Below are 21,149 nucleotides of genomic sequence, written 5' to 3' on the forward strand. Positions count from 1 at the left end.
GTCGATGCTCCTGGCGATGCGAAGCGTCGTCCGGAGCAAATCGGGTGAGGGGGCGATGGGGCAGGAGAGACCGAAACTCCTCACCCGCGCCTTCGGCGCGACCTCTCCCCTATGGGAGAGGTGAAGCGGCGCCCCTTGACGTTCGCCCCCCGACGGGCAATCTGTCACCCATGTTCCTGCAATTCTTCACCTCTCTGCGCGACGCGCAGGTCCCTGTGACGCTGCGCGAATACCTCACGCTGGTGGAGGCGCTCGACGCCGACCTTGCGGACTACTCGGTCGAGAACTTCTACTACCTGTCGCGCGCCTCGCTGGTGAAGGACGAGCGCAATCTCGACAAGTTCGACCGCGTCTTCGGCACGGTGTTCAAGGGGCTGGAAAACCTGCTCGACGCCATGGAGAAGGCCGAGATCCCCGAGGAATGGCTGAAGAAGCTCGCCGAGAAATACCTGACGGAAGAAGAGAAGAAGCAGATCGAGGCCATGGGCTGGGACAAGCTCATGGAGACCTTGAAGAAGCGTCTCGAGGAGCAGAAGGGCCGGCATCAGGGCGGCTCGAAATGGATCGGCACCGCCGGTACCTCGCCGTTCGGCGCCCACGGCTACAATCCCGAAGGCGTGCGCATCGGCCAGGAGAAGAACCGCAACAACCGCGCCGTCAAGGTGTGGGACAAGCGCGAGTTCAAGGACCTGGACGGCAATGTCGAGCTCGGCATTCGCAACATCAAGGTGGCGCTGCGCCGCCTGCGCAAATTCGCCCGCACCGGCGCGCCGGACGAGCTCGATCTCGACACCACGATCCGTGAGACCGCCAACCACGGCTATCTCGACGTCCACATGCGCCCCGAGCGGCGCAACGCGGTGAAGCTGCTGGTGTTCTTCGACATCGGCGGCTCCATGGACATGCATATCGAGCAGGTCGAGGAGCTGTTCTCGGCGGCGAAGAGCGAGTTCAAGCACATGGAATATTTCTACTTCCACAACTGCCTCTATGAAGGCGTGTGGAAGCAGAACAAGCGCCGTTTCACCGACCGCACGCCGACCTGGGACGTGCTGCACAAATACCCGCACGACTACAAGATCGTGTTCGTCGGCGACGCCTCGATGAGCCCTTACGAGATCATGGTGCCCGGCGGCTCGGTCGAGCACGTCAACGAGGAGCCCGGCTCGGTCTGGCTGGACCGCATCATCCGCACCTATCCGCATGCGGTGTGGCTGAACCCGGTGCAGCAGAAGCACTGGGACTATTCGGAATCGACCACCATCATCAAACGCATCTTCGCGGGCCGGATGTATCCGATCACGATCGAGGGGCTGGAAGCTGCGATGAAGGAATTGACGCACTGATGCTTTCCGTCGTCATTCCGGGCGCCCGAAGGGCGAACCCGGAATCCATCGGGCCGCAGCGCATGTAGAGGAATGGATTCCGGGCTCGATGCTACGCATCGCCCCGGAATGACAACAAGAGGGAGAACCACATGCCCCAAAATATCACCCGCGGCATCAAGGCGCTGATCGACGAGGCCAATGCCGAGATCGAGACGCTCTCCGCGAAAGACGCCATCGAGATCTCCAAGAACGGCGACGTCGTCATCGTCGACATCCGCGACCCCCGCGAGATCGAGCGCGACGGCCGCATCCCCGGCGCCTTCGCCTGCACCCGCGGCATGCTCGAATTCTGGATCGATCCGCAGAGCCCCTACGCCAAGCCGATCTTCCAGGAGGACAAGAAGTTCGTGTTCCACTGCGCCGGCGGCCTGCGCTCCGCGCTCGCCGCCAAGACCGCGCAGGACATGGGCCTGAAGCCCGTCGCCCACATCGCCGGCGGCTACGCCGCCTGGCGCGATGCCGGCGGCCCGACGGAGAAGTGGGAGCCGAAGAAGAAGGGGTGAGGTGTGAACGCTTTCCTCGCCACACACTCCCTCATGCCCGGGCTTGACCCGGGCATCCACGTCTTGGCCGCGAACAAGAACGTGGATGGCCGGGACAAGCCCGGCCATGACGCCTGGGACAACTGCCGGAGCATGCAATGACCACCGACCCCCTCGTCTCCACCGAATGGCTCGCCGCCCATATCGGCGATGCCAACGTCAAGGTCCTCGACGCCAGCTTCAAGCTGCCGGGCGTGCTGCCGCTGCCGAAGGACGATTATCTCGCCGCGCATCTGCCGGACGCTGCGTTCTTCGACGTCGATGCGGTGTCGGACCATTCCAACCCGCTGCCGCACATGTATCCGAGCGCCGAGCAGTTCGGCCGCGACATCGGCAATCTCGGCATCTCCAACGCCGACACCGTCGTGCTCTACGATTCCGGCGGCTGGGTCGCCGCGCCGCGCGCGTGGTGGATGTTCCTGGCGTTCGGCCACGACAACGTGCGCATTCTCAATGGTGGCCTGAAGAAATGGCGCGCCGAAGGGCGGCCGGTCGAGAGCGGCGAGGTGAAGCCGAAGCCCGCGACGTTCAAGGCGAGCTTTGACGGCAAGCGCGTGCGCAGCATGCAGCAGCTGGTCGCCAATGTCGAAAGCCGTGCCGAGCAGGTGATCGACGCCCGCGCCGCCGACCGTTTCGAGGGCCGCGCGCCCGAGCCGCGTCCGGGCATCCGCTCCGGCCACATCCCCGGCGCCCGCAACGTGCCGTACAACCTGCTGTTCGACGCCGCGACCGGCACGATGAAGCCGCTCGAGGATCTGCGGGCCGCCTTCACCAATGCCGGCGTCAGGCTCGATGCGCCGATCGTCACCAGCTGCGGCTCCGGCGTCTCCGCCGGCGTGCTGACGCTCGCGCTCTACCGCCTCGGGATCACCGACACCGCGCTCTATGACGGCTCCTGGTCGGAATGGGGCCAGGAGGGCGGCCCGGCCATCGCGACCGGTCCGGCGTAGCCTCGCTATTCCACATCGTCATGGCCGGGCTTGACCCGGCCATCCACGTCTTGAGGCGCGGCACAAAGAACGTGGATGCCCGGGACAAGCCCGGGCATGACGATCGCTTCGAAACGATCGCTTGGTCGAAGGAGGGCGCGTCAGCGCGTGCGCGCGGTCGTCGTCGCGAAGGCCGGCTGCTGCTGACCGAACGGATCGAGCTGCTGCTGCAATTGCTGAGGTGGCGGGCGCCGCACCACGCGCTGCCGCTTCTTGGCCTTCGCCTTGCGCTTGGTCGCCTTGTCGTCGGCCTTGCTCTCGGGCTTGCTTTCGGCTTTGGCCTTCGCCGGCGCATCCTTCGCGGCCGTTGTCGCCGGGTCGTTCAGCGCAGCCAGCTTCCCCGAAGCGACCTCGGGCGCCGAGGCGGCGGGGGCGGCATGGGGATCGGCCCGTGCCGGCTCGCTGGCGGTCGCGGCGGCGGCAGGCTGAACGTCAGGCTTGGCGTCCGGCTTGGCGTCGGGAATCGACGCCGTGGCGTCCGCTGGAGTGAGCGTGTCGGCGGCAGCCGGCGCAGCGGCCTCCGTCGTCGTCTCGGCCTCGGCCGGCTCGATGGCCGCAGCTTCCGCCGCGGGCGCAGCGACCTGGGCCGGGACGTCAGCCTCGGTCAGCGCGGCGATCCGCTCCGGCTCGGGCTCGGTTGCCGGCAGCCCAATGGTCGGCACCCGGTCGCGCAACGACGGCTCGGGGGCGGCCGCGACCTCCGGCTCGGCACGGAGGATCGCGAGCACCGGCTGGGCGGGCTCGGAAGCCCGCGCGAACATCTGCTCCTGCGGGCCGTTCCGCCAGGAGGGGTTGCTGACATACTGCTCGTGGCTCGCGCGCAGCAGCGCGGCGGCGCCCAGGCCGAACACCAGGATGGAGGTTGACAGCAGGATCGCGGCAAACAGGAAGCGAAAGCCGGGAAGCATCGAAGGATTGCGGATTTCCGCCCCGGCAGCGTGGGGTGCCAGGGCCCAAGAGCCATCTGAACGCGGTGACGGTACTGTTTGCCGCGTTCGCCGCGCGGGAATCGGAGCTCAAATCGGCGGCGAATCAGGCTTATTCGAACATACCGCAACGATTCCGAGCCGTTCCGTTAAATTCGGAGCCAACCTGTCGTGCAATCTGCGGCGCGATCCGATTTCCGCCCCGTGATGCAACGGCGCAACGGTAGTCTTGCGGATCACAAAACGGCAAATCCGGCTCAAATAAGCCTGATATGTCTTGAATGTGCCGCTATCTTCCGTCATCTGGCCGTTAACGGTCCGATCGGCCTTGGGGACTATACAAGAGCGATGATGATCAAACATTTTCTGACGATATGCGCTGCCGCAACGCTCGCTGCGGCCGGAACCTCGCTCGCGCAGGCTCAGAGCTATCCGGTCCAGCAGGTGCCGGCGTACGGCGCACCGTCGGAGTATCGCCCCGGCGATCGCACGCCGAATTTCGATGCGCTGGACGATGACGATGACGGGATGCCGCACGCATCGTTGCCGCCGCCCGGCCCGGCCGATGATCCGCGCTATGGCCGCCCGCTCGGCGCGCCCCCGGTCTACTCGGCAGCCCCGCCCCAGGGCCCGGTGATGTCGCCGGATGATCCGCGTTACGGCCGCCCGGCGGGCGCTCCGCCGGTCTATTCGGCCGCGCCGCCGCAAGGGCCCGTGATGTCGCCGGATGATCCCCGCTACGGCCGCCCCGCCGGCCCGCCAGCGGTGATCTACGCCGATCGTCCTCCCCAGCAGGCTCCTGCCAATGATGGCCTCCGTCCGCCGGAAGCTGTCGGCGGTCCCGCCGCGACCGGAACGGTTCAGGCCGGTCAGCCGCCCGTCGGCACCGATGGTCGCCCCGTGACCTTGGCTGCGCTGCCGCCCGAGGAGCAGCCCGATGCTGCGCCGGTGCAGCTGCCGCCGAACCTGCGCCGCCAGGAGGTTTCGTTCCAGACCAAGGAGCCGGCCGGCACGCTCGTGGTCGATACGCCCAACACCTATCTCTACTACGTGCTCGGCAATGGCCGGGCGATCCGCTACGGCGTCCGCGTCGGCCGCGACGGCTTCACCTGGACCGGCGTGCAGAAGATCACCCGCAAGGCCGAGTGGCCGGATTGGCATCCGCCGACCGAGATGATCGAGCGCCAGCCCTATCTGCCGCGCTTCATGGCCGGCGGCCCCGGCAATCCGCTCGGCGCCCGCGCGATGTATCTCGGCTCGACCGTCTACCGCATCCACGGCACCAACCAGCCCTCGACCATCGGCAAGTTCGTCTCGTCGGGCTGTATCGGCATGCTGAACGAGGACGTCTCCGACCTGTTCGATCGCGTCAAGGTCGGCACCCGCGTGGTCGTGATGCCGGGCGGCCCGCCGCCGGGAACGGCGACCGCGTCCGCTGCACCGACGCAGGGCGCCGCCGGTCCGGCTCCGATGTCCGCCCAGGCCGGTCCGGTCCCGGGCACGCAGCCGACGGTGGTGCCGCCGCTGCCCGCGCCGGTGACCGTGCGCTAAGCGCTACACGAAATCTGATAGAGCGAAGGGCGTGCCATCGGCACGCCCTTCGTCGTTTCAGGCCAGCTTGCGCGGCAGCTCGCTGCCTTTGGTGAAGACGTCGATCGCCTCGACCATCTGGCCGTAATGGATGCCAAGACCATCCTTGGTGGCGTAGCCGAGATGCGGCGTCAGCACGAGATTGTCGAGCTTGCGGAAGGGATGCTCGACCGGCAGCGGCTCGACCGAGAACACGTCCAGGCCGGCGCCTGCGATCCTGCGCTGCTGCAACGCCTCGAGCAACGCCTGCTCGTCCACGATCGGCCCGCGGGCGGTGTTCACGAGGAACGCCGTCGGCTTCATGCGGGCCAGGTCCTCGCGGCCGACGAGACCGCGCGAGCGCTCGCTCAGCACGACATGGATGGTGACGACGTCAGCCCTGGCGAACAACTCCTCCTTGGTGGCGTAGCCGACGCCGGCGCCCGCGCATTTCTCCGGCGTCAGGTTCGGGCTCCAGGCGATCACGTTCATGCCGAACGCCTTGGCGATCCCGGCCATCTTGCTGCCGAGCTTGCCGAGCCCGACGATTCCGAGCGTCATGCCCTCGATCTCGACGCCGGCAAAGGTCTGCCAGGGCTCGCCGGCATGCATGCGCGCATTTTCGCGGCCAATGCCGCGGGTCAGCTCCAGGATCAGGCCCATGGCCAGCGGCGCGGTGGGATCGCGGGAATATTGCGTGCCGCCGACGGCGATGCCGCGCGCCTTCGCAGCCTCCATGTCGATCGCGGCGTTGCGCATGCCGGAGGTCAAGAGCAGCTTCAGCTTCGGCAGGCTCTCGAACAGGCCCTTGGGGAAAGCGGTGCGCTCGCGCATCGCGCAGATGATCTCGAAGTCGGCCAGCGCGCTGGCCGCGGCCTGCTCCGAAGCGAAGGGGTGGCTGAACACGGTGACGTCGATGCGGTCGGACAGTCTCTGCCAGTCGGCGACGTCGAGCGCGAGGTTGAAATAATCGTCGAGAATTGCACAGCGCAGCCGGCTCATCAGCGTTCATCCATGGCGAGGGGTGAGGGCGCTGGACGAGCGCCATCGTCGGACCGGGCCATGGTTGCGCGCAATCGGCACGCGCGCAAGCCGCCTGCGTCTTCAAGAATCCGACAGCAGAGCAGGCTTTAGAGGTCGCGGGGCTTCAGGCGGAACGGCGCATCCATGCCGTGCTTGGCGCGCCAGGCGGGTCCGGGGCCGCGCATGTAGTGCAGCTCGGGCCGGTAGGGGTTGAAGGCGGTGGCGAAGAAGCGCTTCCAGAATCCCCTGATCTCCGAGGCGAAGTCGGAGACGTGGCCGGCTTCTGCCGGAGCAGGAAGAGAATGGGTCTCGATCAGAGCCATGATGCGGCCTCGCTGTGCTCCCGTTCGTTCTGAGCGGTGGCGCTGTTTCCGCGCGCGAAACCGAGCTTTCGGCCTGATTTATTAAAAGATGGTTTCAATTGTCCGGATCGGTGGCCGGATGGTGTCCGGTCCGTAATCACCCGTGGTGAACGGACGGAAAACGTTGCCCTTTTGGGACGGGGTCGCTACATCGCTGGCAAAGCAAATTTCCTCAAATCGAAGGTTTTCGGGACCGATGGCGCGCCAGTTCATCTACTTCATGCAGGGCCTGACCAAGAGCTACCCGACCCGCAAGGTGCTCGATAACATCCATCTGTCGTTCTATCCGGACGCCAAGATCGGCGTGCTCGGCGTCAACGGCTCGGGCAAGTCGACCCTGCTCAGGATCATGGCCGGCCTCGACAAGGAATACACCGGCGAGGCCTGGGTCGCCGAGGGCGCCCGCGTCGGCTATCTCGAGCAGGAGCCGCAGCTCGACCCTGCGCTCTCGGTGCGCGAGAACGTCATGCTGGGCGTCGCCAAGAAGAAGGCCATCCTCGACCGCTACAACGAGCTCGCGGTCAACTACTCGGAGGAGACCGCCGACGAGATGACCAAGCTGCAGGACGAGATCGAGGCCCAGGGCCTCTGGGATCTCGACAGCAAGGTCGACCAGGCCATGGACGCGCTGCGCTGCCCGCCCGACGATGCCGACGTTACCAAGCTCTCGGGCGGTGAGCGCCGCCGCGTCGCGCTGTGCCGGCTGCTGCTCGACCAGCCCGAACTCCTGTTGCTGGACGAGCCCACCAACCATCTCGACGCCGAGTCGGTGTCGTGGCTGGAAGGGCACTTGCGCAACTATCCCGGCGCGATCCTGATCGTGACCCACGACCGCTACTTCCTCGACAACGTCACGGGCTGGATCCTCGAGCTCGATCGCGGCCGCGGCATTCCCTATGAGGGCAATTACTCGTCCTGGCTGGTGCAGAAGCAGAAGCGCCTGGAGCAGGAGGGACGCGAGGACGTAGCGCACCAGAAGACGCTGGCCCGCGAGCAGGAATGGGTCGCGTCCTCGCCGAAAGCGCGCCAGGCCAAGTCCAAGGCGCGCTACCAGCGCTATGAGGAACTGCTCAAGAAGGCGAGCGAGAAGCAGACCCAGACGGCGCAGATCATCATTCCCGTTGCCGAGCGGCTCGGCGCCAACGTGGTCGATTTCGATGGGCTCAGCAAAGGCTTCGGCGATCGGCTCCTGATCGACAATCTCACCTTCAAGCTGCCGCCCGGCGGCATCGTCGGCGTGATCGGTCCGAACGGCGCCGGCAAGACCACGTTGTTCCGGATGATCACGGGTCAGGAGAAGCCGGACGCTGGGACCATCACGGTCGGCGAGACCGTGCATCTCGGCTATGTCGACCAGTCGCGCGATGCGCTCGACGGCAAGAAGACCGTGTGGGAGGAAATCTCCGGCGGCAACGAGCTGATCCTGCTCGGCAAGAAGGAAGTGAATTCGCGCGGCTATTGCTCGTCGTTCAACTTCAAGGGCGCGGACCAGCAGAAGAAGGTCGGTGCGCTCTCCGGCGGTGAACGCAACCGCGTGCATCTGGCCAAGATGCTGAAGTCCGGCGCCAACGTGCTGCTGCTCGACGAACCGACCAACGACCTCGACGTCGACACGCTGCGCGCGCTCGAAGAGGCGCTGGAGGATTTTGCCGGCTGCGCCGTCATCATCAGCCATGATCGCTGGTTCCTCGACCGCATCGCGACCCACATCCTGGCCTTCGAAGGCGACAGCCACGTCGAATGGTTCGAAGGCAACTTCCAGGACTACGAGAAGGACAAGATGCGCCGGCTCGGCCAGGACAGCATCATCCCGCACCGCATGAAGTACAAGAAGCTGACGCGGTGACGGCGGCATGATGCGGCGGGCGCTCATCGCTGCGGTGATCGCGGTCACCTGCGGCTGGTCGACCGCCCGCGCCGCTGACGCAGCCTTCACCCAGTTCATCGCTTCGCTCTGGCCGGAGGCGCAGGCCGAAGGCGTCTCGCGCAAGACATTCGACGAGCAGACGCGCGGGCTTGAGCCGGACTACAAGCTGCCCGACCTGATCCTGCCCGGGCGCCCCGCGACGGGCGCGCCGTCGCAAGCCGAGTTCGTGCAGGTGCCGGCGGATTATGTCAGGGAATCCTCGATCGCGCGGCTGGCCGGCGAGGGGCAGCGGTTGCTGCAAAAGCATCGCGCCGTGCTGAGCGAGATCGAAAACAAGTCCGGCGTGCCGGCCACCGTGATGCTCGCGATCTGGGGCCGCGAGACCGATTATGGCCGCTACACGCTGCCTTACGATCTGGTCCGCGTGCTGGCGACCCAGGCCTATGTGGGGCGGCGCAAGGATCAGTACCGCACCGAGTTCATCCTGGCGCTGAAGCTCCTCGGCGAGGGCGTGGTGACGCGCAAGGACATGCGCTCGTCCTGGGCGGGCGCCACCGGGCTCACGCAGTTCCTGCCGTCCGAATATTACAAGCACGGCGTCGATTTCGACGGCGACGGCCGCATCGACATCTGGCACTCGGTGCCGGATGCGCTGGCCTCGGCCGCGCAGCAACTCGCCAACAAGGGCTGGCAGAGCGGCGTGCGCTGGGCCTATGAAGTGCAGGCGCCCGCGAAGGTCGATTGCACCGCTGGCGTACCCGAGGTGACGAAGCCGATCGGCCAGTGGCTGCGCGAAGGCTTCGTGCCGGTGCGCGGCCAGCGCCTGAGCGCGGCGGAGCAGGCCCAGCCGGCCTCGCTGCTGCAGCCCGAGGGCATCTACGGCCCGTCATTCCTGACCACCAAGAACTACTTCGTCATCAAGGAATACAATTTCTCCGACCTCTATGTGCTGTTCGTCGGCCATCTCAGCGACCGCATGACCAGCCCGCTGCCGTTCGCAACGCCCTGGTCGGCCTCGAAGCAGTTGCGCACCAAGGACGTCGAGACCATGCAGCGCGGGCTGACGCGGATCGGACTCTACAAGGACAAGATCGACGGCAAGGCCGGCATGCAGACGCGCGCGGCGCTGGGCGCTTATCAGAAATCGGCGGGGCTCAAGGTCGATTGCTGGCCGAGCGAGGAGGTCCTCCGCTCGATCCAGGCCGCGCGCTAGCGAAGCGGCAAGAAAAAAGCCCGGCCGATGCTCTCGGCCGGGCTTCCCGATCGCGGCGCGCATGCGCCAATGCGATCGGATCAGGCGATCAGATCAGTAGCAGACGCGAACCGGACGGCTGACCCAGCCGTAGCCATCCCAATAGCGCTCACGACGCCAGTAACAGGGCGCGGGCGGCGGGGGCTCGGCGATATAGACGGGACCGCCATAGGCCGGACGGCTCGAGGCGATCGCGCCGCCGACGATGGCGCCGCCGATCAGGCCGGCTGCGATGCCGGCGCCGACGTCACCGGCTTTCGCGGGTGGCGTGGCGGTGACCAGCGAACCGGCGACCGTCGCAACCGTGAGGGCGGCAACTAAAGTCTTCTTCATGCTCAGGGCTCTCCTGGGAGATGGGTTCCTCTGGTTAGAGGCGCCCGGGTTTCAAAGGTTCACGCACACTCTGATGGAATTGGCCGTCGGGCTAGGAAGCGCGCAAATGGTCAATCCACGGTAAACGCACACGGAGCTGTGACGAGAAAAAGCGGTGTTTTTCAGGCCCCGAGATGAACAGCGTATCCGTAGTGAACCGGTGCAGCCGAAGCCGTCGCAGTGAGCCGGTTCGAGGCGGCTCAGCCACAGACCCTGACGCGGCGGATGCGCCAGGCATAGCCGTCCCAGAAACGCTGCTTCTGCCAGACGCAGCCGCCGCCATAATATCCGCGGCCATAATAACCGTCGGAGACATAGCCGGGACCCGGCGCATAATAGCGGGGCGGGTAGTAGCCGGGTTCGTAATAGCCCGGACCGGGTCCGTAATAATACGGAGAGGCCAGCGCGCCGCCGACAATGGCGCCGCCGATGATGCCCGCGGCTACGCCCGCGGCGACACCGCGCTGGGCGTGAGCCGGAGTTCCGGCCGCCACGGCCAGGGTCGCGACGGCTGCGACCGCCAGGAGCAATTTCTTCATTGGCTTGACCTTTCGTACAAACACGCTGGAACCCTTTGGGGCAGAGTTCCATACTTCGCTTGAATGATCAATGAACGGCCCTTTTGCCGGGCGCGACCAATTCATGTGAACCGGGTCTGCCAGGAAACGACATGGGCATCGCGATGATGAACGCACTGATCGCAGCGGGGGTGGTCTCTGCGATCGGCTACGGCTGGCTGGTCCACCTCCAGAATCGCCGCCGACGCTCGCGTGCCGGGGCCGGTGGCGACGGCGGGAGCAGCAGCGAGACCTCCTACAGCGGGACAAATGACGGCTTCTCACTGGGAAGCTGGTTTTCCGGCGACAGCACGGGGAGTGCGACCGCTAGCGGCAGTTGTTCCAGCAGCGACAGCGGCGGCGTTGGCGGGGATTGTGGAGGTGGCGGCGACGGCGGTGGGGGCGGCGGCGACTAGATCCGCTCTAATCTTGATCCACCGCAACGCCGGGTTTCGAAGCCCATCTGGGCTGTCCGTGGGCCAGTTTGGAATAGCTTAAAATTCCGGTTTTTCCTTTTGCATCCGGCCGGCCCGTTAAATATCGATGATGACGCATCACCGAAGGGCCTATCGCTTCCATGATCGTTTGTTCCTGTAACGTGCTGAGCGATGACGACATCCGCGCCGCCGTCGCCGAGTCCGACGACGCCGTGCGCCATGCCAAGCAGGTCTATGGGTGCCTCGGCTGCAGCGCCGAATGCGGCCGCTGTGCGCGGACCATCAAGACCATCATCGACGAAGCCCTTGGCCCCTGCGCCCAGTCCTGCTGTACGGGCTGCCCGCACAGCCACACGATGGCCGCCAATGACGAGACGACCGAGCCCGCCCAGTTCGCCCTCGCGGCCTGCTGACCTCTTCCCGCCGGATCGGCAGAGCTTTTCCCCGGCTGCGTCTCGGTAGCCAGTTGCCCTCATCCGCAAACTGACTTAGAAACGTTCTAAATTCGGTTTGGGGCCGATTTGGAATGCAAGAGCTGGAGTGAATCATGCAGGGCGACGCAAAAGTTATCGACTATCTCAACAAGGCGCTGCGTCACGAACTGACTGCGATCAACCAGTACTGGCTGCACTACCGCTTTCTCGACAATTGGGGCCTCCTCGACATGGCCAAGGTCTGGCGCAAGGAGTCCATCGAGGAGATGGAGCATGCCGACAAGCTCACCGCGCGCATTCTGTTCCTCGACGGGTTCCCGAACATGCAGGTGCTCGATCCCCTGCGCATCGGCCAGAACGTCAAGGAGATCATCGAGTGCGACCTCGCCGCCGAGATGAGCGCCCGGGCGCTCTACCAGGAAGCGGCCACCTACTGCCATGGCGCCAAGGACTACGTCACGCGCGACCTGTTCGAGAAGCTGATGAGCGACGAGGAGCACCACATCGACTTCCTCGAAACCCAGCTCGACCTGATCGGCCGCATTGGCCTCGAACTCTACACCCAGAAGCACGTCGGCGGGCTCGAGGGCGAGGGGCATTAGGCCCTGGCTCCGGCCCATCCATTCGTCATGGCCGGGCTTGACCCGGCCATCCACGTGTTGCCGCGCGACTCAGACGTGGATGCCCGGGACAAGCCCGGGCATGACGGTTCGTTTGCGGAACCACGCCCCACTACAACTGCGTCTTGTAGAGCTCTTCCACGCTCTCCTGGCTGGCCGGTTCGCCGAGGCCGGTCTGGTCGTGAATGACCGTGACGATGCTCGGCATCACCGAGCGCTGCACCTTGTCCGACGACCATAGCTTCGAGCGCATCAGCGCCTTGCCGCAGTGGAAATAGACTTCGCTGACGGCGACGTTCAGCACCGCGCGCGGCGGCTTGCCGAACTCGATCATGGACGCGAGCAGATCCGGATCGGCCGAGAGCGTGCCGCGTCCGCCGACGCGCAGCGTCTCGTCGATGCCGGGAACGAAGAACAACAGCTGCACGAAGCCCGAGCCCTCGACGACGTTGCGAAAACTGTCGATCCGGTTGTTGCCGGAGCGGTCAGGCATCAACAACTGGTTGGGACCGGCGACGTGGACGAAGCCGATCCCGCCGCCGCGCGGCGAGGCATCGACGCTGCCGTCCGCTCCCGATGTCGCGAGCACGCAGAACGGCGACATCTCGATGAACTTCTTCGCATGCGCGTCGATCGCGGGACGCGCTTTCGCAATCACGCGCGGGCTCGGCTTGGCGTAGATGGTGGCGAGGTCTTCGGCGCAAAGATCGGTCAACGGCGTGCCTCCGCATCGGATTGGCGGCAACCTACCCGATCGGGCCGTTGCCAGCCAATGGAATCGATCAAGGCGCGCTAAACCGCATCCGCCGGTACGAAGCAGCTGATGATGATGGCGCCGCGGTGGTGGACGTACCACACGACGGCTTGGCCGACCGGATTGCCCTGGTCGCGGATCACCGCCCGCCCGGGCACCTCCATCCATTGCCCTTCGATCGGCACCCAATAGACGCCACCGCGCACGTCGTACTCGGTACGATGGCCGTCGGAGATGTCGCAGCAGGGCACGCCGTTCGGCGCGATGACGCTCTTGAACCAGGCACGGATGTCGGGCGGAACATGGTCGTATTGACCGTTGTCGCGCGCGAACGCGGCGCTCGTCAGCGCCGTCATCGCGGCCAGCCAAACGCACAATGCGAGGCTGCGCATGCGGTCCTCCTCGTCGCGTGTCGTGCGATCGGCGCGCAATGGTCTCGCGCGTCGATTCGCATCGTTGGCGCGATTAAGCCCGAGCTCTCAGCGCATTGCATGCTCAAATAATATGCGGCGCCGACGCGTCGCACATGATGCGTTGCAAAATCAGCGGCGCGCCGATTCCATGCTTTGCTGGGGCGTGCTCTCCAGCCATTGCCTGATCTGCTCGCGATAGAACTTCGCATTGCCTGTGGTGCCGTGGCCGCGCGTCTCGGCGCTGGCGGGGATCAGGTACAGCTTGCCGTTCTTGACCCGCTTCATGGCCGCGTCGGTGATGCCGGTCTCGGGCGGATTGCGCTCGTCGTCGGCGGAATTGATCAGGAGCAGCGACGCTTCGATGGCCTCCAGCTTCTCGCCCGCATTGTAGTCGTGTGAGGACTCCCACTGGTAGACGAAGTCGTTGGCATCCGCCGTGATCGGCGTCGCGAGCCGGTCATCGACCATCTTGTCGGCCTTGGCCGCGGTCGGCGCCTGCGCTTGATAGGCGAGCGTGCCGCCGATGCTGGCGATGCCGTAGGCCGTGACGGCGTACTTCATCATGCGCGGCTGGCTGGTGTAGTTGCCGCCATTGTAGTCGGGATCGTTGCGGATGGTGTCGAGCATGATCCGCCGCATCATCCAGTTGCGCGAGGCCATCTCGGTCGGCTGCGAGGCCATCGGAATCAGCGTGTCCATAGCCTTCGGATACTTTTCGCCCCACAGCCAGGTGTGCATGCCGCCCATCGAATTGCCGATGACGAGCCGCAAATGCTTGACGCCGAGGCCCTCCGTCACCAGCCGGTACTGCGCCTCGACCATGTCGTCGTAATTGTATTTCGGAAAGCTCGTCTTCATGCCGTCGGACGGCTTCGACGATTTGCCGTGGCCGATGCTGTCGGGAAGGATGATGTAGTACTTGGCGGCGTCGAGCGGTTGCCCAGGGCCGAACAACTCGCCGCCGAAGGAGGGTCCAAGCATGCCGGTGCCCGAGCCGCCCGTGCCATGCAGTACCAGCACCGGCTGGCCCGAGGGCTCGCCGACCGTGGTGTAATGCAGCTTCAGCTCCGGCATGACCTCGCCGGTGTGGAACTTGAAATCCTTGGCGATCCAGTCGCCCTGCCTGGGGGCGGGATAGTCGGCGGCCGTCGCCGACATCGAAAAGGACAACAGGACGGTCGACAGCGCGGCGCAAAGCGCCTTCATGTCTCTCATGTCTCTCTCCCCGTTGCGGCTCGTCGTCAGTGGCCGCGTTGCGATGGAACTTAGCAGAAATGCGGGGAAGTATGTAGGATTTCGGCTCCGCCGATCGTCTTCATGGAAACATCCGGAGAGAGGCCTGCATGTGCCGCAACATCAAGACGCTGTTCAACTTCGAGCCGCCGGCGACGGAGGACGAGATCCATGCCAGCGCGCTGCAATTCGTGCGAAAATTGTCCGGCTTCAACAAGCCGTCGCAGGCCAATGAGGCGGCGTTCGACCGCGCGGTGGCGGAAGTCTCGGAGGCCGCGCGAAGATTGCTGAGCTCGCTGCACACCCATGCGCCGGCGCGCGACCGCGAGGTCGAGGCGGAGCGGGCCAGGGAGCGCTCGCGGCTGCGGTTCGGCTAAAGCAAGATCATGCGCAAACGACACCCTCAAGCGCGATGACAATTCATCCAAGTCTCATCGCGCTTTAGCAGCGCCGGCCACTCCTTCCGTGATCTGGCTCACGGTATGGGCGGCCCGGCCTTGCCATGATGTCCGCCGGGGTTTTTGACAGCCCGGGAGCACGATCATGAGCCGCCCCCTTCTTCCTCTGAAAGCAGGTGCCATCGTTCTCACGCTGCTATGGACGGCGTGGATGATGTGGTGGAGCGGCTCGTTCTCGAGCGCCCAGGTGATCATCCTTGCCCTGTGCGGCGCGGCGGTCGGCTATCTCTGGTATCGCGCCATGCGCTGGCAGTTCGAGCGCATGGGCTTGCTGCCGCACAAGGACGATGCGTCCGGCGCGTCCTGATCTTTCTCGTGTCCCGGACGCGGTGCGGCGCGAAGTGCCGCTCTGCAGAGCCGGGACCCAGTCATCGTCGGCGCAGGTCTCGGTGATATGGGCCCCGGCTCAGCAGCGCAGCATTGCATGTCGCGCTGCGTCCGGGGCACCGCCATGCTGCTAGTCCTCGTCGACGTGCTTTTTCTTTTTCTTCTTTTTCTTGTGCCCGCCGCCGTCGTCGCTCTCGCCAACAATGGCTTCATCGGGCTCCTGAACGGCGGCCGCCAGCGCTTCGCGCTCGGCGGCCTCGCGCTCGCGTTGACGGCGGCGCTCGTCCCAGGCGTCGAACAGCTGATCGAGCCACGGCAGCACCTGCTCGATCGACGGCAATTGGCCGGGCGGACCAGGTTCGCCGCGCGGGCCTTGCGGCCCCGCTGGCCCCTGCCGTCCGGCAGGTCCTGGCGCGCCGACTGGCCCGCGCGGGCCGGCTTCGCCCTGCTTGCCTTGCGGACCGGGCTTGCCAGGCGGGCCGGCCTTTCCGATCGGCCCCGGCTTGCCCTGCGGCCCCGGCTTGCCGCGCGCACCGTCGGGCCCGCGCCGTCCAGGATGACCCTGCGGCCCAGGCCGTCCCGGCTCGCCCTGCCGTCCGCGCGGGCCCTGAGGTCCCGGCCGTCGTCCTTGATCGTCTGCCACGCCACTGCTCCCTTAATCCGAAGCAAGCTACTTAGCGGCGTTTGACGACAGCAGCAATTCCGCGCCCGCGCATCGCGCGACGCGGGTCAACGTCGATGCGCGCGGCCCGCGCGCTAGTCCTGATAGGCAGGCACCTCGATGCCGGATGCGGCATAGAGCTTGATCTTGTTGCGCAGCGTGCGCACCGACAGGCCGAGTACGCGCGAGGCGCGGGTGCGGTTGCCGTCGCAGCGCGCCAGCGTCTGCAGCACGAGCTCGCGTTCGACCTCGTCGACGGTGGCGCCGATCAGCAGTGGAACGATCTGGTTGGGGGCAAGAAATTGGGTGCCCGGCCCGGACGCGGCGACGTGAACAGTGGTCATCGATACACTCCCCGATCAACGCCCGCTTCCATCGTTGGAAGCGGATCGAGAACAAACGACCCCCAAGCCGTAGATCTACGGTGCTCGGGTTTGGTTAATGAAAGGTTAATTGCGGGGCGCCGCACCAGATGACCTCAGGAATGCCGCGAAGCCGCCGCGATTGGCGGCGGCTCCGTGATGAATCCGGTCAGACCGTCCGATAGCCGCCGTCCACCATCACGATCGTTCCGGTGACATAGGCTGACAGGTCCGAGGCGAGGAAGAGCGCGGGCCCGACGATATCCTCGGGCTTGCCGGTGCGCGCCAGCGGGGTGTGGTCGACGAAGGCCTGCACCAGCGCCGGATTGGTCGCGCGCACGTTGGCGTTGATGTTGGTCTCGATGAAGCCGGGCCCGATCGCGTTGACGCGCACACCCTCCTTGCCCAGCTCGACCGCGAGCGCCTTGGTGAAGCCGAGCACGCCGTGCTTCGAGGTGGTGTAGGCCGCCGAGCTCGGCGTGCGCAGATGCACGAAGGACTGGATCGAGCCGATGTTGACGATGCGGCCCTTGCTGGCGCGCAAGGGGGCGAGGAAGGCCTGCGTCATGTTGAAGACGCCGTTGAGGTTGAGCGAGATGATGTCGTTCCAGTCCTTCGCCACCGTCTCGGTCTCGGCGGTGAAGGCGTTGCGGCGGGTGATGCCGGCATTGTTGACGAGGATCGAGACCTGCCCGACCTTGTCGGCGACCTGCTTGGCCAGCGCGAAGCAATCCTCGCGCCGGGTGACGTCCAGCGCAAAGCTCTCGGCCTTGCCGCCCGAATTTCGGATCTCCTGCGCGGCCTCCGCGACGGTGTCGGCGTTGACGTCGAGCAGCACCACCTGCGCGCCCTCGCGCGCATAGCCGGCGGCGATGGCGCGGCCGATGCCGGAACCGGCGCCCGTGACGACGGCGATGTGGTTTGCGAGCAAGGCCATGACATATTCCTCCCGATTTCGTTTCGAAGTTTCACGAAACGCTAACTCGAAATTAAGGGGCCGGAAACGGCAGCCTTGGCATACTGATCGTGATTGCTAAACGTTGCGCGCATGATGGAACGGCTCGACTCCCGGCTGGACTCCTGGAAACTCGCCCTCGAACGGCTGCGGTCGGCGCCATCCGCCGACTTCGCCGAGGCGGGCCGGCTCGTGGCCGAAATCGCGCGGTCGAGCGTCGATGTCACGCTGCGCCAGGCGGCGGAGCAGGCGCTTCCGGTGCTGCGCCAGGCGGCAGGCAACGACGATCACGGCGTGACGCTGGCGGCGCAGCGCCGCCTCGGCGTGGTGCTCGAGGTCGTCCATGATCTGACCGCGCCGCGCTTCGGCCGCCGCAACGCCATGCCGAAGAAGCTCTCCCGCGAGGATCACGCCCGCAGGATGCTCGGCCTCCCGCTCGCGGTGCAGCTGACCTGCGAGGACATCAACCAGGCCTATCGCCGCGCGGCCAAGGGCATGCATCCCGACCACGGCGGCAGCGCGCAAGCCTTCATCGACCTCGCCGCCGCACGCGACGTCCTGATCCATCCCGGCGCGCACAAGGACGCGTGAGCGGGCGTTCTCGGTCGCGCAATACAAACGAAACCGGGCAAGGACGCTGCGTCCTTGCCCGGCTGTTCGTCCGCCGATCGAATTTCTACCAGGTGCAGCTGCCGCTCTTGAGCGCGGAATCCTTCAGCACGAGCGCGTCGACGAAGGTCGGCACGCTTGCGCTGGCGCGGTGATAGCCGGCCGGCCACGGCGTGGTCGGGATGCTCTCGTCCCAGATCTGGCAGAAGCCGGTGTCCTGCCAGCGGATCAGGTGATAGCCGGCCTCGGCGGGGCTCGCCGCGACGAAGGCGGTGACGGCAAGGCCGGCGGCGGCGCACAGCAGGGAAATACGACGCATGATCAGCTCCTCAAATGAATGATGTGATGCGCCTCCCGGCAATGACGGGGAGGGCGGGTGCCGGACGCTCTATAGTCGATGCGCCCCGGACAAGATGTGAGTAGTTCCGCCTGCCGGTCAGGTTCAACGGACGCGCGCGGGAGATGGCCGGTCGGGGACGGAAAAATGCGCGGTCCTGCCAAAGAAAAAGGGCGGACCGCCTGCGCGATCCGCCCCTGAAATCCGCGGCTGTTGCGGTGCTTCTAAAGCGTGCAGCGGCGCTCGCCGCGCATCTTGATCTGGAGATCTGACGCCTGCTGGAAGGTCGGGAACGACTTGCTGACGACCTTGTAGGTCGAGGTCCCGATCTGGAGCGGCTTCATCTGCAGGTCCTCGTTCCAGACCTGGCAGATGCCGGTGTTGTCCCAGCGGATCACGTAATAGCCGACCTTCGCGGAGGCGGGCACGGCGAACACGGAACTGGCGATGCCGGCAACGGCACTGAGCGCGAGAAGGCGACGCATGAAATAACTCCTTTGGGATATGGACCGGAAAAACTCGTGCGGTAAAAGCAGGCCCTTTGCAAGCGAGTGAGCCGGCACTCACGGACATGTCAGCCCTGCCTGGCGCATTCGGTTCGGCCGCGTGCCCTGCGGGCCACAGCCAGCTGACGTGAGCCTGACGTGGCCCTTATTTGAACCTCACCTGGCCAGCGAGGCCACGGCCTCGATCTCGATCAGCATCTCCGGTCTCGGCAGGGCCTGCACCACGCAGGTGGTGCGCGCCGGGTAGGGCGGCGGGCCGAAGGCGCCGGCATAGAGCGCATTCATGGCGGCGACGTCGGAGGCGCGGGTCAGCAGCACGTTGACCTTGGCGAGGTCGCGGATGCCGGCGCCGGCCTCGTCCAGCACGCGCTTGATGTTGACGACGACATTGGCGAACTGCGCCTCGAAGCCGTCAGGCAGCGCGCCGTTGGCATCGAAGCCGGGAATGCCCGAGACGAACAGGAGATCGCCGACCCGCGTCGCAAAGGACAGCGGCGGCGCCTTGACGTGCGGCGGGGGCGCGAAATGCTGGATCGGCATGGGATCACCTCGAAGACGGTCGCTGATGCCACAAGCGTAGCGGCAGGCGAGGGGGCCTCAAACCAAAAAATGCGAAAACAACCCCATGCACTGTAGGAGTCCAGCGGAAATCATCGGCTTTTTTGGAATGCTGAAATGTCGAAATTGGCATTGCTCCGTCGGGCAAAACAGGAGCAGGATGGCATAGTGGACTGGGCTCGGCCCCAAGCTCCGCTGTCATGCCCCGATTGACGCCGCCTCTCATCATGTTGCCGCCCCGATCGATCAGATACATTCGCCGCGTCTGATTCGAATCCCCCTCAGAAACAGCCCCCGGAGACATCCATGAAGCTCGCATCCACCCTTCGCGCCGCGCTGGTCGCCATTGCGGCCCTGGCCGGACTTTCGACCGCGGCGCAGGCCGACAGCGGTTTCGTGACGCTGACGATCTACAAGGCGGGCTGGATCATCGGCGGCTCCGGCGGCTCGGGCGTGCTCAACTTCCGCGGCCGCACTTATGGGCTCTCCACCGGCGGCCTCGACTACGGCCTCGTGTTCGGCGGCTCCAAGACCGTGCTGCGCGGCCGCGTCAGCAACATCAACCGTCCCTCCGACGTCGCCGGCGTCTACGGCGCCGCCGGTGCCGGCCTTGCCGTCGGCCGCGGCGCCCGCGCCATCGTGCTGAGCAACCAGAAGGGCGCCGTGCTGGAGCTGACCGGTCACCAGGTCGGCCTGATGGCGAACGCCGATCTCAGCGGCCTCGCGATCACGATGCGCTAGGCAAGGTGCCGTAGGGTGGGCAAAGGCGCGGAAGCGCCGTGCCCACCATCGCATGATCGAGACAGGTGGTGGGCACGCTTTCCGCCTTCGCTCTTCGAGCTACGGCGGACAAGCCGCTTTGCCCACCCTACGAACGCGACGCCGCGGTAAACACCGCAAGCTGCGCCTCGAACGCGCGCCGGAACGCCGGCCGCGCCTCGCCGCGGGCGACATAGGCGGCGATGTCAGGATACTCGTCCAGCAAGCCCGAATTGTTCAGCCGCCGCAGCACCGTCACCATCATGAGATCGCCGGCGCTGAACGCACCGTCGAGCCACTCGGCACCGCCCAGGCGAGCGGACAATTCGCCGAGCCTGACGCGGACGCGATCCTGCAACATCGGCAGCCGCTCCGCGTACCAGCCCTTGTCGCGCTCGACCAGCATGGCCATGCTGAGCTCGACAATCGGCGGCTCGACCGTGCTCAGCGCAGCGAACATCCAGGCGAGCGCGCGGGCGCGCGCATTGGCGTCCTTCGGCAGCAGGCCGTCGTGGCGCTCGGCGATGTGCAGCACGATCGCGCCGGACTCGAACAGCGCGAGATCGCCATCCTCATAGGTCGGGATCTGCCCGAACGGATGCAGCGCAAGATGCGCCGGCTGCTTCATCGCGGCGAAGGAGAGGAGGCGGACGTCGTAGGGCCGGCCGACCTCCTCGAACGCCCAGCGCACGCGCATGTCGCGGGCCTGCCCGCGGCCGCGGTCGGGGGAGGATTCGAAAGCGGTGATGGTGGGAGGCATATGGAGCTCCGGGTAATCGTTTCCAGAGGACGAACGACGGATGGGGCTTTCCGACAGACCATGTGCAAAATATCGGTGGTGACGTGCCCCGGACGCAGTGTAGCGCGCCCCTGGCGATG

General features: G+C 65.9%; 28 protein-coding genes. 13 read left to right on the forward strand and 15 right to left on the reverse strand.

Translation table 11 applies throughout. From position 1 onward, the window contains the following. Positions 1 to 170: 170 nt before the first annotated feature. From WI560_RS06245 to sseA, 3 genes are all read left to right on the forward strand, one after another. Positions 171 to 1,346, forward strand: a complete 1,176-nt coding sequence (locus WI560_RS06245; RefSeq protein WP_028138152.1) for a VWA domain-containing protein — start codon at positions 171 to 173, stop codon at positions 1,344 to 1,346. A 131-nt stretch (positions 1,347 to 1,477) separates the two neighbouring features. Next, positions 1,478 to 1,891, forward strand: coding sequence for a rhodanese-like domain-containing protein (locus WI560_RS06250; RefSeq protein ID WP_027572658.1), 414 nt, complete (start codon positions 1,478 to 1,480; stop codon positions 1,889 to 1,891). Positions 1,892 to 2,028: 137 nt separating this feature from the next. Then, positions 2,029 to 2,880 (forward strand): 3-mercaptopyruvate sulfurtransferase, encoded by an 852-nt coding sequence (gene sseA, locus WI560_RS06255; RefSeq protein ID WP_375307298.1) that lies wholly within the window; start codon positions 2,029 to 2,031, stop codon positions 2,878 to 2,880. A gap of 140 nt (positions 2,881 to 3,020) precedes the next feature. Here the strand turns inward: sseA and WI560_RS06260 are convergent, their stop codons facing one another. Further along, positions 3,021 to 3,827 carry a hypothetical protein gene (locus WI560_RS06260; RefSeq protein WP_375307299.1) on the reverse strand — a complete coding sequence of 269 codons (807 nt, stop codon included), beginning with the start codon at positions 3,825 to 3,827 and terminating at the stop codon, positions 3,021 to 3,023. A gap of 369 nt (positions 3,828 to 4,196) precedes the next feature. On the opposite strand from WI560_RS06260, the gene WI560_RS06265 reads away from it, so the two are divergent. Continuing rightward, positions 4,197 to 5,396: a L,D-transpeptidase family protein gene (locus WI560_RS06265; protein ID WP_375308785.1), complete on the forward strand. Its 1,200-nt coding sequence runs from the start codon at positions 4,197 to 4,199 to the stop codon at positions 5,394 to 5,396. 57 nt (positions 5,397 to 5,453) lie between these two features. Here the strand turns inward: WI560_RS06265 and WI560_RS06270 are convergent, their stop codons facing one another. Together WI560_RS06270 and WI560_RS06275 are read right to left on the reverse strand one after the other, a co-directional pair. Then, the gene (locus WI560_RS06270) at positions 5,454 to 6,416 is read right to left on the reverse strand and encodes a D-2-hydroxyacid dehydrogenase family protein (RefSeq protein ID WP_375307300.1); all 963 of its coding nucleotides are present in this window, start codon (positions 6,414 to 6,416) and stop codon (positions 5,454 to 5,456) included. Between the two features lie 128 nt (positions 6,417 to 6,544). After that, complete coding sequence (locus WI560_RS06275) at positions 6,545 to 6,760, reverse strand: hypothetical protein (protein WP_375307301.1); 216 nt, start codon at positions 6,758 to 6,760, stop codon at positions 6,545 to 6,547. Between the two features lie 235 nt (positions 6,761 to 6,995). Here WI560_RS06275 and ettA point away from each other — a divergent pair, with 235 nt between their 5' ends. Both ettA and WI560_RS06285 read left to right on the forward strand, forming a co-directional pair. Next, entirely contained in the window at positions 6,996 to 8,645 is a 1,650-nt protein-coding gene (ettA, locus tag WI560_RS06280; protein ID WP_257176978.1) for an energy-dependent translational throttle protein EttA, read from the forward strand. Between the two features lie 7 nt (positions 8,646 to 8,652). Then, on the forward strand, positions 8,653 to 9,879 hold the full coding sequence (locus WI560_RS06285; RefSeq protein WP_257176979.1) for a lytic murein transglycosylase: 1,227 nt from the start codon (positions 8,653 to 8,655) through the stop codon (positions 9,877 to 9,879). A 93-nt stretch (positions 9,880 to 9,972) separates the two neighbouring features. On the opposite strand, the gene WI560_RS06290 is transcribed toward WI560_RS06285, so the two are convergent. Together WI560_RS06290 and WI560_RS06295 are read right to left on the reverse strand one after the other, a co-directional pair. Continuing rightward, on the reverse strand, positions 9,973 to 10,251 hold the full coding sequence (locus WI560_RS06290; RefSeq protein WP_135162791.1) for a hypothetical protein: 279 nt from the start codon (positions 10,249 to 10,251) through the stop codon (positions 9,973 to 9,975). Positions 10,252 to 10,490: 239 nt separating this feature from the next. Further along, positions 10,491 to 10,829 (reverse strand): hypothetical protein, encoded by a 339-nt coding sequence (locus WI560_RS06295; protein ID WP_257176981.1) that lies wholly within the window; start codon positions 10,827 to 10,829, stop codon positions 10,491 to 10,493. A 131-nt stretch (positions 10,830 to 10,960) separates the two neighbouring features. Here WI560_RS06295 and WI560_RS06300 point away from each other — a divergent pair, with 131 nt between their 5' ends. The 3 genes from WI560_RS06300 to bfr all read left to right on the forward strand — a co-directional run bounded on the left by WI560_RS06300 (position 10,961) and on the right by bfr (position 12,320). After that, entirely contained in the window at positions 10,961 to 11,263 is a 303-nt protein-coding gene (locus WI560_RS06300) for a hypothetical protein (protein ID WP_375307302.1), read from the forward strand. Positions 11,264 to 11,424: 161 nt separating this feature from the next. Next, the gene (locus WI560_RS06305) at positions 11,425 to 11,697 is read left to right on the forward strand and encodes a bacterioferritin-associated ferredoxin (protein WP_375307303.1); all 273 of its coding nucleotides are present in this window, start codon (positions 11,425 to 11,427) and stop codon (positions 11,695 to 11,697) included. A gap of 134 nt (positions 11,698 to 11,831) precedes the next feature. After that, positions 11,832 to 12,320, forward strand: a complete 489-nt coding sequence (gene bfr, locus WI560_RS06310) for a bacterioferritin (protein ID WP_024339472.1) — start codon at positions 11,832 to 11,834, stop codon at positions 12,318 to 12,320. A 130-nt stretch (positions 12,321 to 12,450) separates the two neighbouring features. On the opposite strand, the gene WI560_RS06315 is transcribed toward bfr, so the two are convergent. The 3 genes from WI560_RS06315 to WI560_RS06325 form a co-directional block, all read right to left on the reverse strand. Then, positions 12,451 to 13,053: an MSMEG_1061 family FMN-dependent PPOX-type flavoprotein gene (locus WI560_RS06315; RefSeq protein ID WP_375307304.1), complete on the reverse strand. Its 603-nt coding sequence runs from the start codon at positions 13,051 to 13,053 to the stop codon at positions 12,451 to 12,453. A gap of 77 nt (positions 13,054 to 13,130) precedes the next feature. Continuing rightward, entirely contained in the window at positions 13,131 to 13,484 is a 354-nt protein-coding gene (locus tag WI560_RS06320) for a hypothetical protein (RefSeq protein ID WP_028138138.1), read from the reverse strand. Between the two features lie 150 nt (positions 13,485 to 13,634). After that, positions 13,635 to 14,711, reverse strand: coding sequence for an alpha/beta fold hydrolase (locus WI560_RS06325; RefSeq protein WP_375308786.1), 1,077 nt, complete (start codon positions 14,709 to 14,711; stop codon positions 13,635 to 13,637). 137 nt (positions 14,712 to 14,848) lie between these two features. Here WI560_RS06325 and WI560_RS06330 point away from each other — a divergent pair, with 137 nt between their 5' ends. After that, positions 14,849 to 15,115 carry a DUF2277 domain-containing protein gene (locus tag WI560_RS06330; protein ID WP_028138136.1) on the forward strand — a complete coding sequence of 89 codons (267 nt, stop codon included), beginning with the start codon at positions 14,849 to 14,851 and terminating at the stop codon, positions 15,113 to 15,115. Positions 15,116 to 15,281: 166 nt separating this feature from the next. Further along, positions 15,282 to 15,503: a hypothetical protein gene (locus WI560_RS06335; RefSeq protein ID WP_028138135.1), complete on the forward strand. Its 222-nt coding sequence runs from the start codon at positions 15,282 to 15,284 to the stop codon at positions 15,501 to 15,503. A 150-nt stretch (positions 15,504 to 15,653) separates the two neighbouring features. On the opposite strand, the gene WI560_RS06340 is transcribed toward WI560_RS06335, so the two are convergent. The 3 genes from WI560_RS06340 to WI560_RS06350 all read right to left on the reverse strand — a co-directional run bounded on the left by WI560_RS06340 (position 15,654) and on the right by WI560_RS06350 (position 17,483). Continuing rightward, positions 15,654 to 16,166, reverse strand: coding sequence for a collagen-like protein (locus WI560_RS06340; RefSeq protein WP_375307305.1), 513 nt, complete (start codon positions 16,164 to 16,166; stop codon positions 15,654 to 15,656). A gap of 113 nt (positions 16,167 to 16,279) precedes the next feature. Further along, complete coding sequence (locus tag WI560_RS06345; protein WP_375307306.1) at positions 16,280 to 16,528, reverse strand: helix-turn-helix domain-containing protein; 249 nt, start codon at positions 16,526 to 16,528, stop codon at positions 16,280 to 16,282. A 187-nt stretch (positions 16,529 to 16,715) separates the two neighbouring features. Continuing rightward, entirely contained in the window at positions 16,716 to 17,483 is a 768-nt protein-coding gene (locus WI560_RS06350; RefSeq protein WP_375307307.1) for an SDR family NAD(P)-dependent oxidoreductase, read from the reverse strand. A gap of 111 nt (positions 17,484 to 17,594) precedes the next feature. Between WI560_RS06350 and WI560_RS06355 the strand changes: the two genes are divergently transcribed. Continuing rightward, the gene (locus WI560_RS06355; protein ID WP_375307308.1) at positions 17,595 to 18,092 is read left to right on the forward strand and encodes a J domain-containing protein; all 498 of its coding nucleotides are present in this window, start codon (positions 17,595 to 17,597) and stop codon (positions 18,090 to 18,092) included. Positions 18,093 to 18,177: 85 nt separating this feature from the next. Here WI560_RS06355 and WI560_RS06360 read toward each other — a convergent pair whose 3' ends face one another. The 3 genes from WI560_RS06360 to WI560_RS06370 all read right to left on the reverse strand — a co-directional run bounded on the left by WI560_RS06360 (position 18,178) and on the right by WI560_RS06370 (position 19,493). Beyond that, positions 18,178 to 18,429, reverse strand: a complete 252-nt coding sequence (locus WI560_RS06360) for a hypothetical protein (RefSeq protein ID WP_375307309.1) — start codon at positions 18,427 to 18,429, stop codon at positions 18,178 to 18,180. A gap of 242 nt (positions 18,430 to 18,671) precedes the next feature. Beyond that, on the reverse strand, positions 18,672 to 18,932 hold the full coding sequence (locus WI560_RS06365; protein ID WP_028138129.1) for a hypothetical protein: 261 nt from the start codon (positions 18,930 to 18,932) through the stop codon (positions 18,672 to 18,674). Positions 18,933 to 19,109: 177 nt separating this feature from the next. Beyond that, positions 19,110 to 19,493, reverse strand: a complete 384-nt coding sequence (locus WI560_RS06370) for a RidA family protein (RefSeq protein ID WP_375307310.1) — start codon at positions 19,491 to 19,493, stop codon at positions 19,110 to 19,112. Between the two features lie 324 nt (positions 19,494 to 19,817). On the opposite strand from WI560_RS06370, the gene WI560_RS06375 reads away from it, so the two are divergent. Next, the gene (locus WI560_RS06375) at positions 19,818 to 20,252 is read left to right on the forward strand and encodes a hypothetical protein (RefSeq protein ID WP_375307311.1); all 435 of its coding nucleotides are present in this window, start codon (positions 19,818 to 19,820) and stop codon (positions 20,250 to 20,252) included. Between the two features lie 127 nt (positions 20,253 to 20,379). Here the strand turns inward: WI560_RS06375 and WI560_RS06380 are convergent, their stop codons facing one another. Next, on the reverse strand, positions 20,380 to 21,030 hold the full coding sequence (locus WI560_RS06380) for a glutathione S-transferase family protein (protein ID WP_375307312.1): 651 nt from the start codon (positions 21,028 to 21,030) through the stop codon (positions 20,380 to 20,382). Between the last annotated feature and the right edge of the window lie 119 nt (positions 21,031 to 21,149).

Source organism: Bradyrhizobium sp. A11 (assembly GCF_042077125.1).
In the GTDB taxonomy this organism is placed as follows: domain Bacteria; phylum Pseudomonadota; class Alphaproteobacteria; order Rhizobiales; family Xanthobacteraceae; genus Bradyrhizobium; species Bradyrhizobium japonicum_B.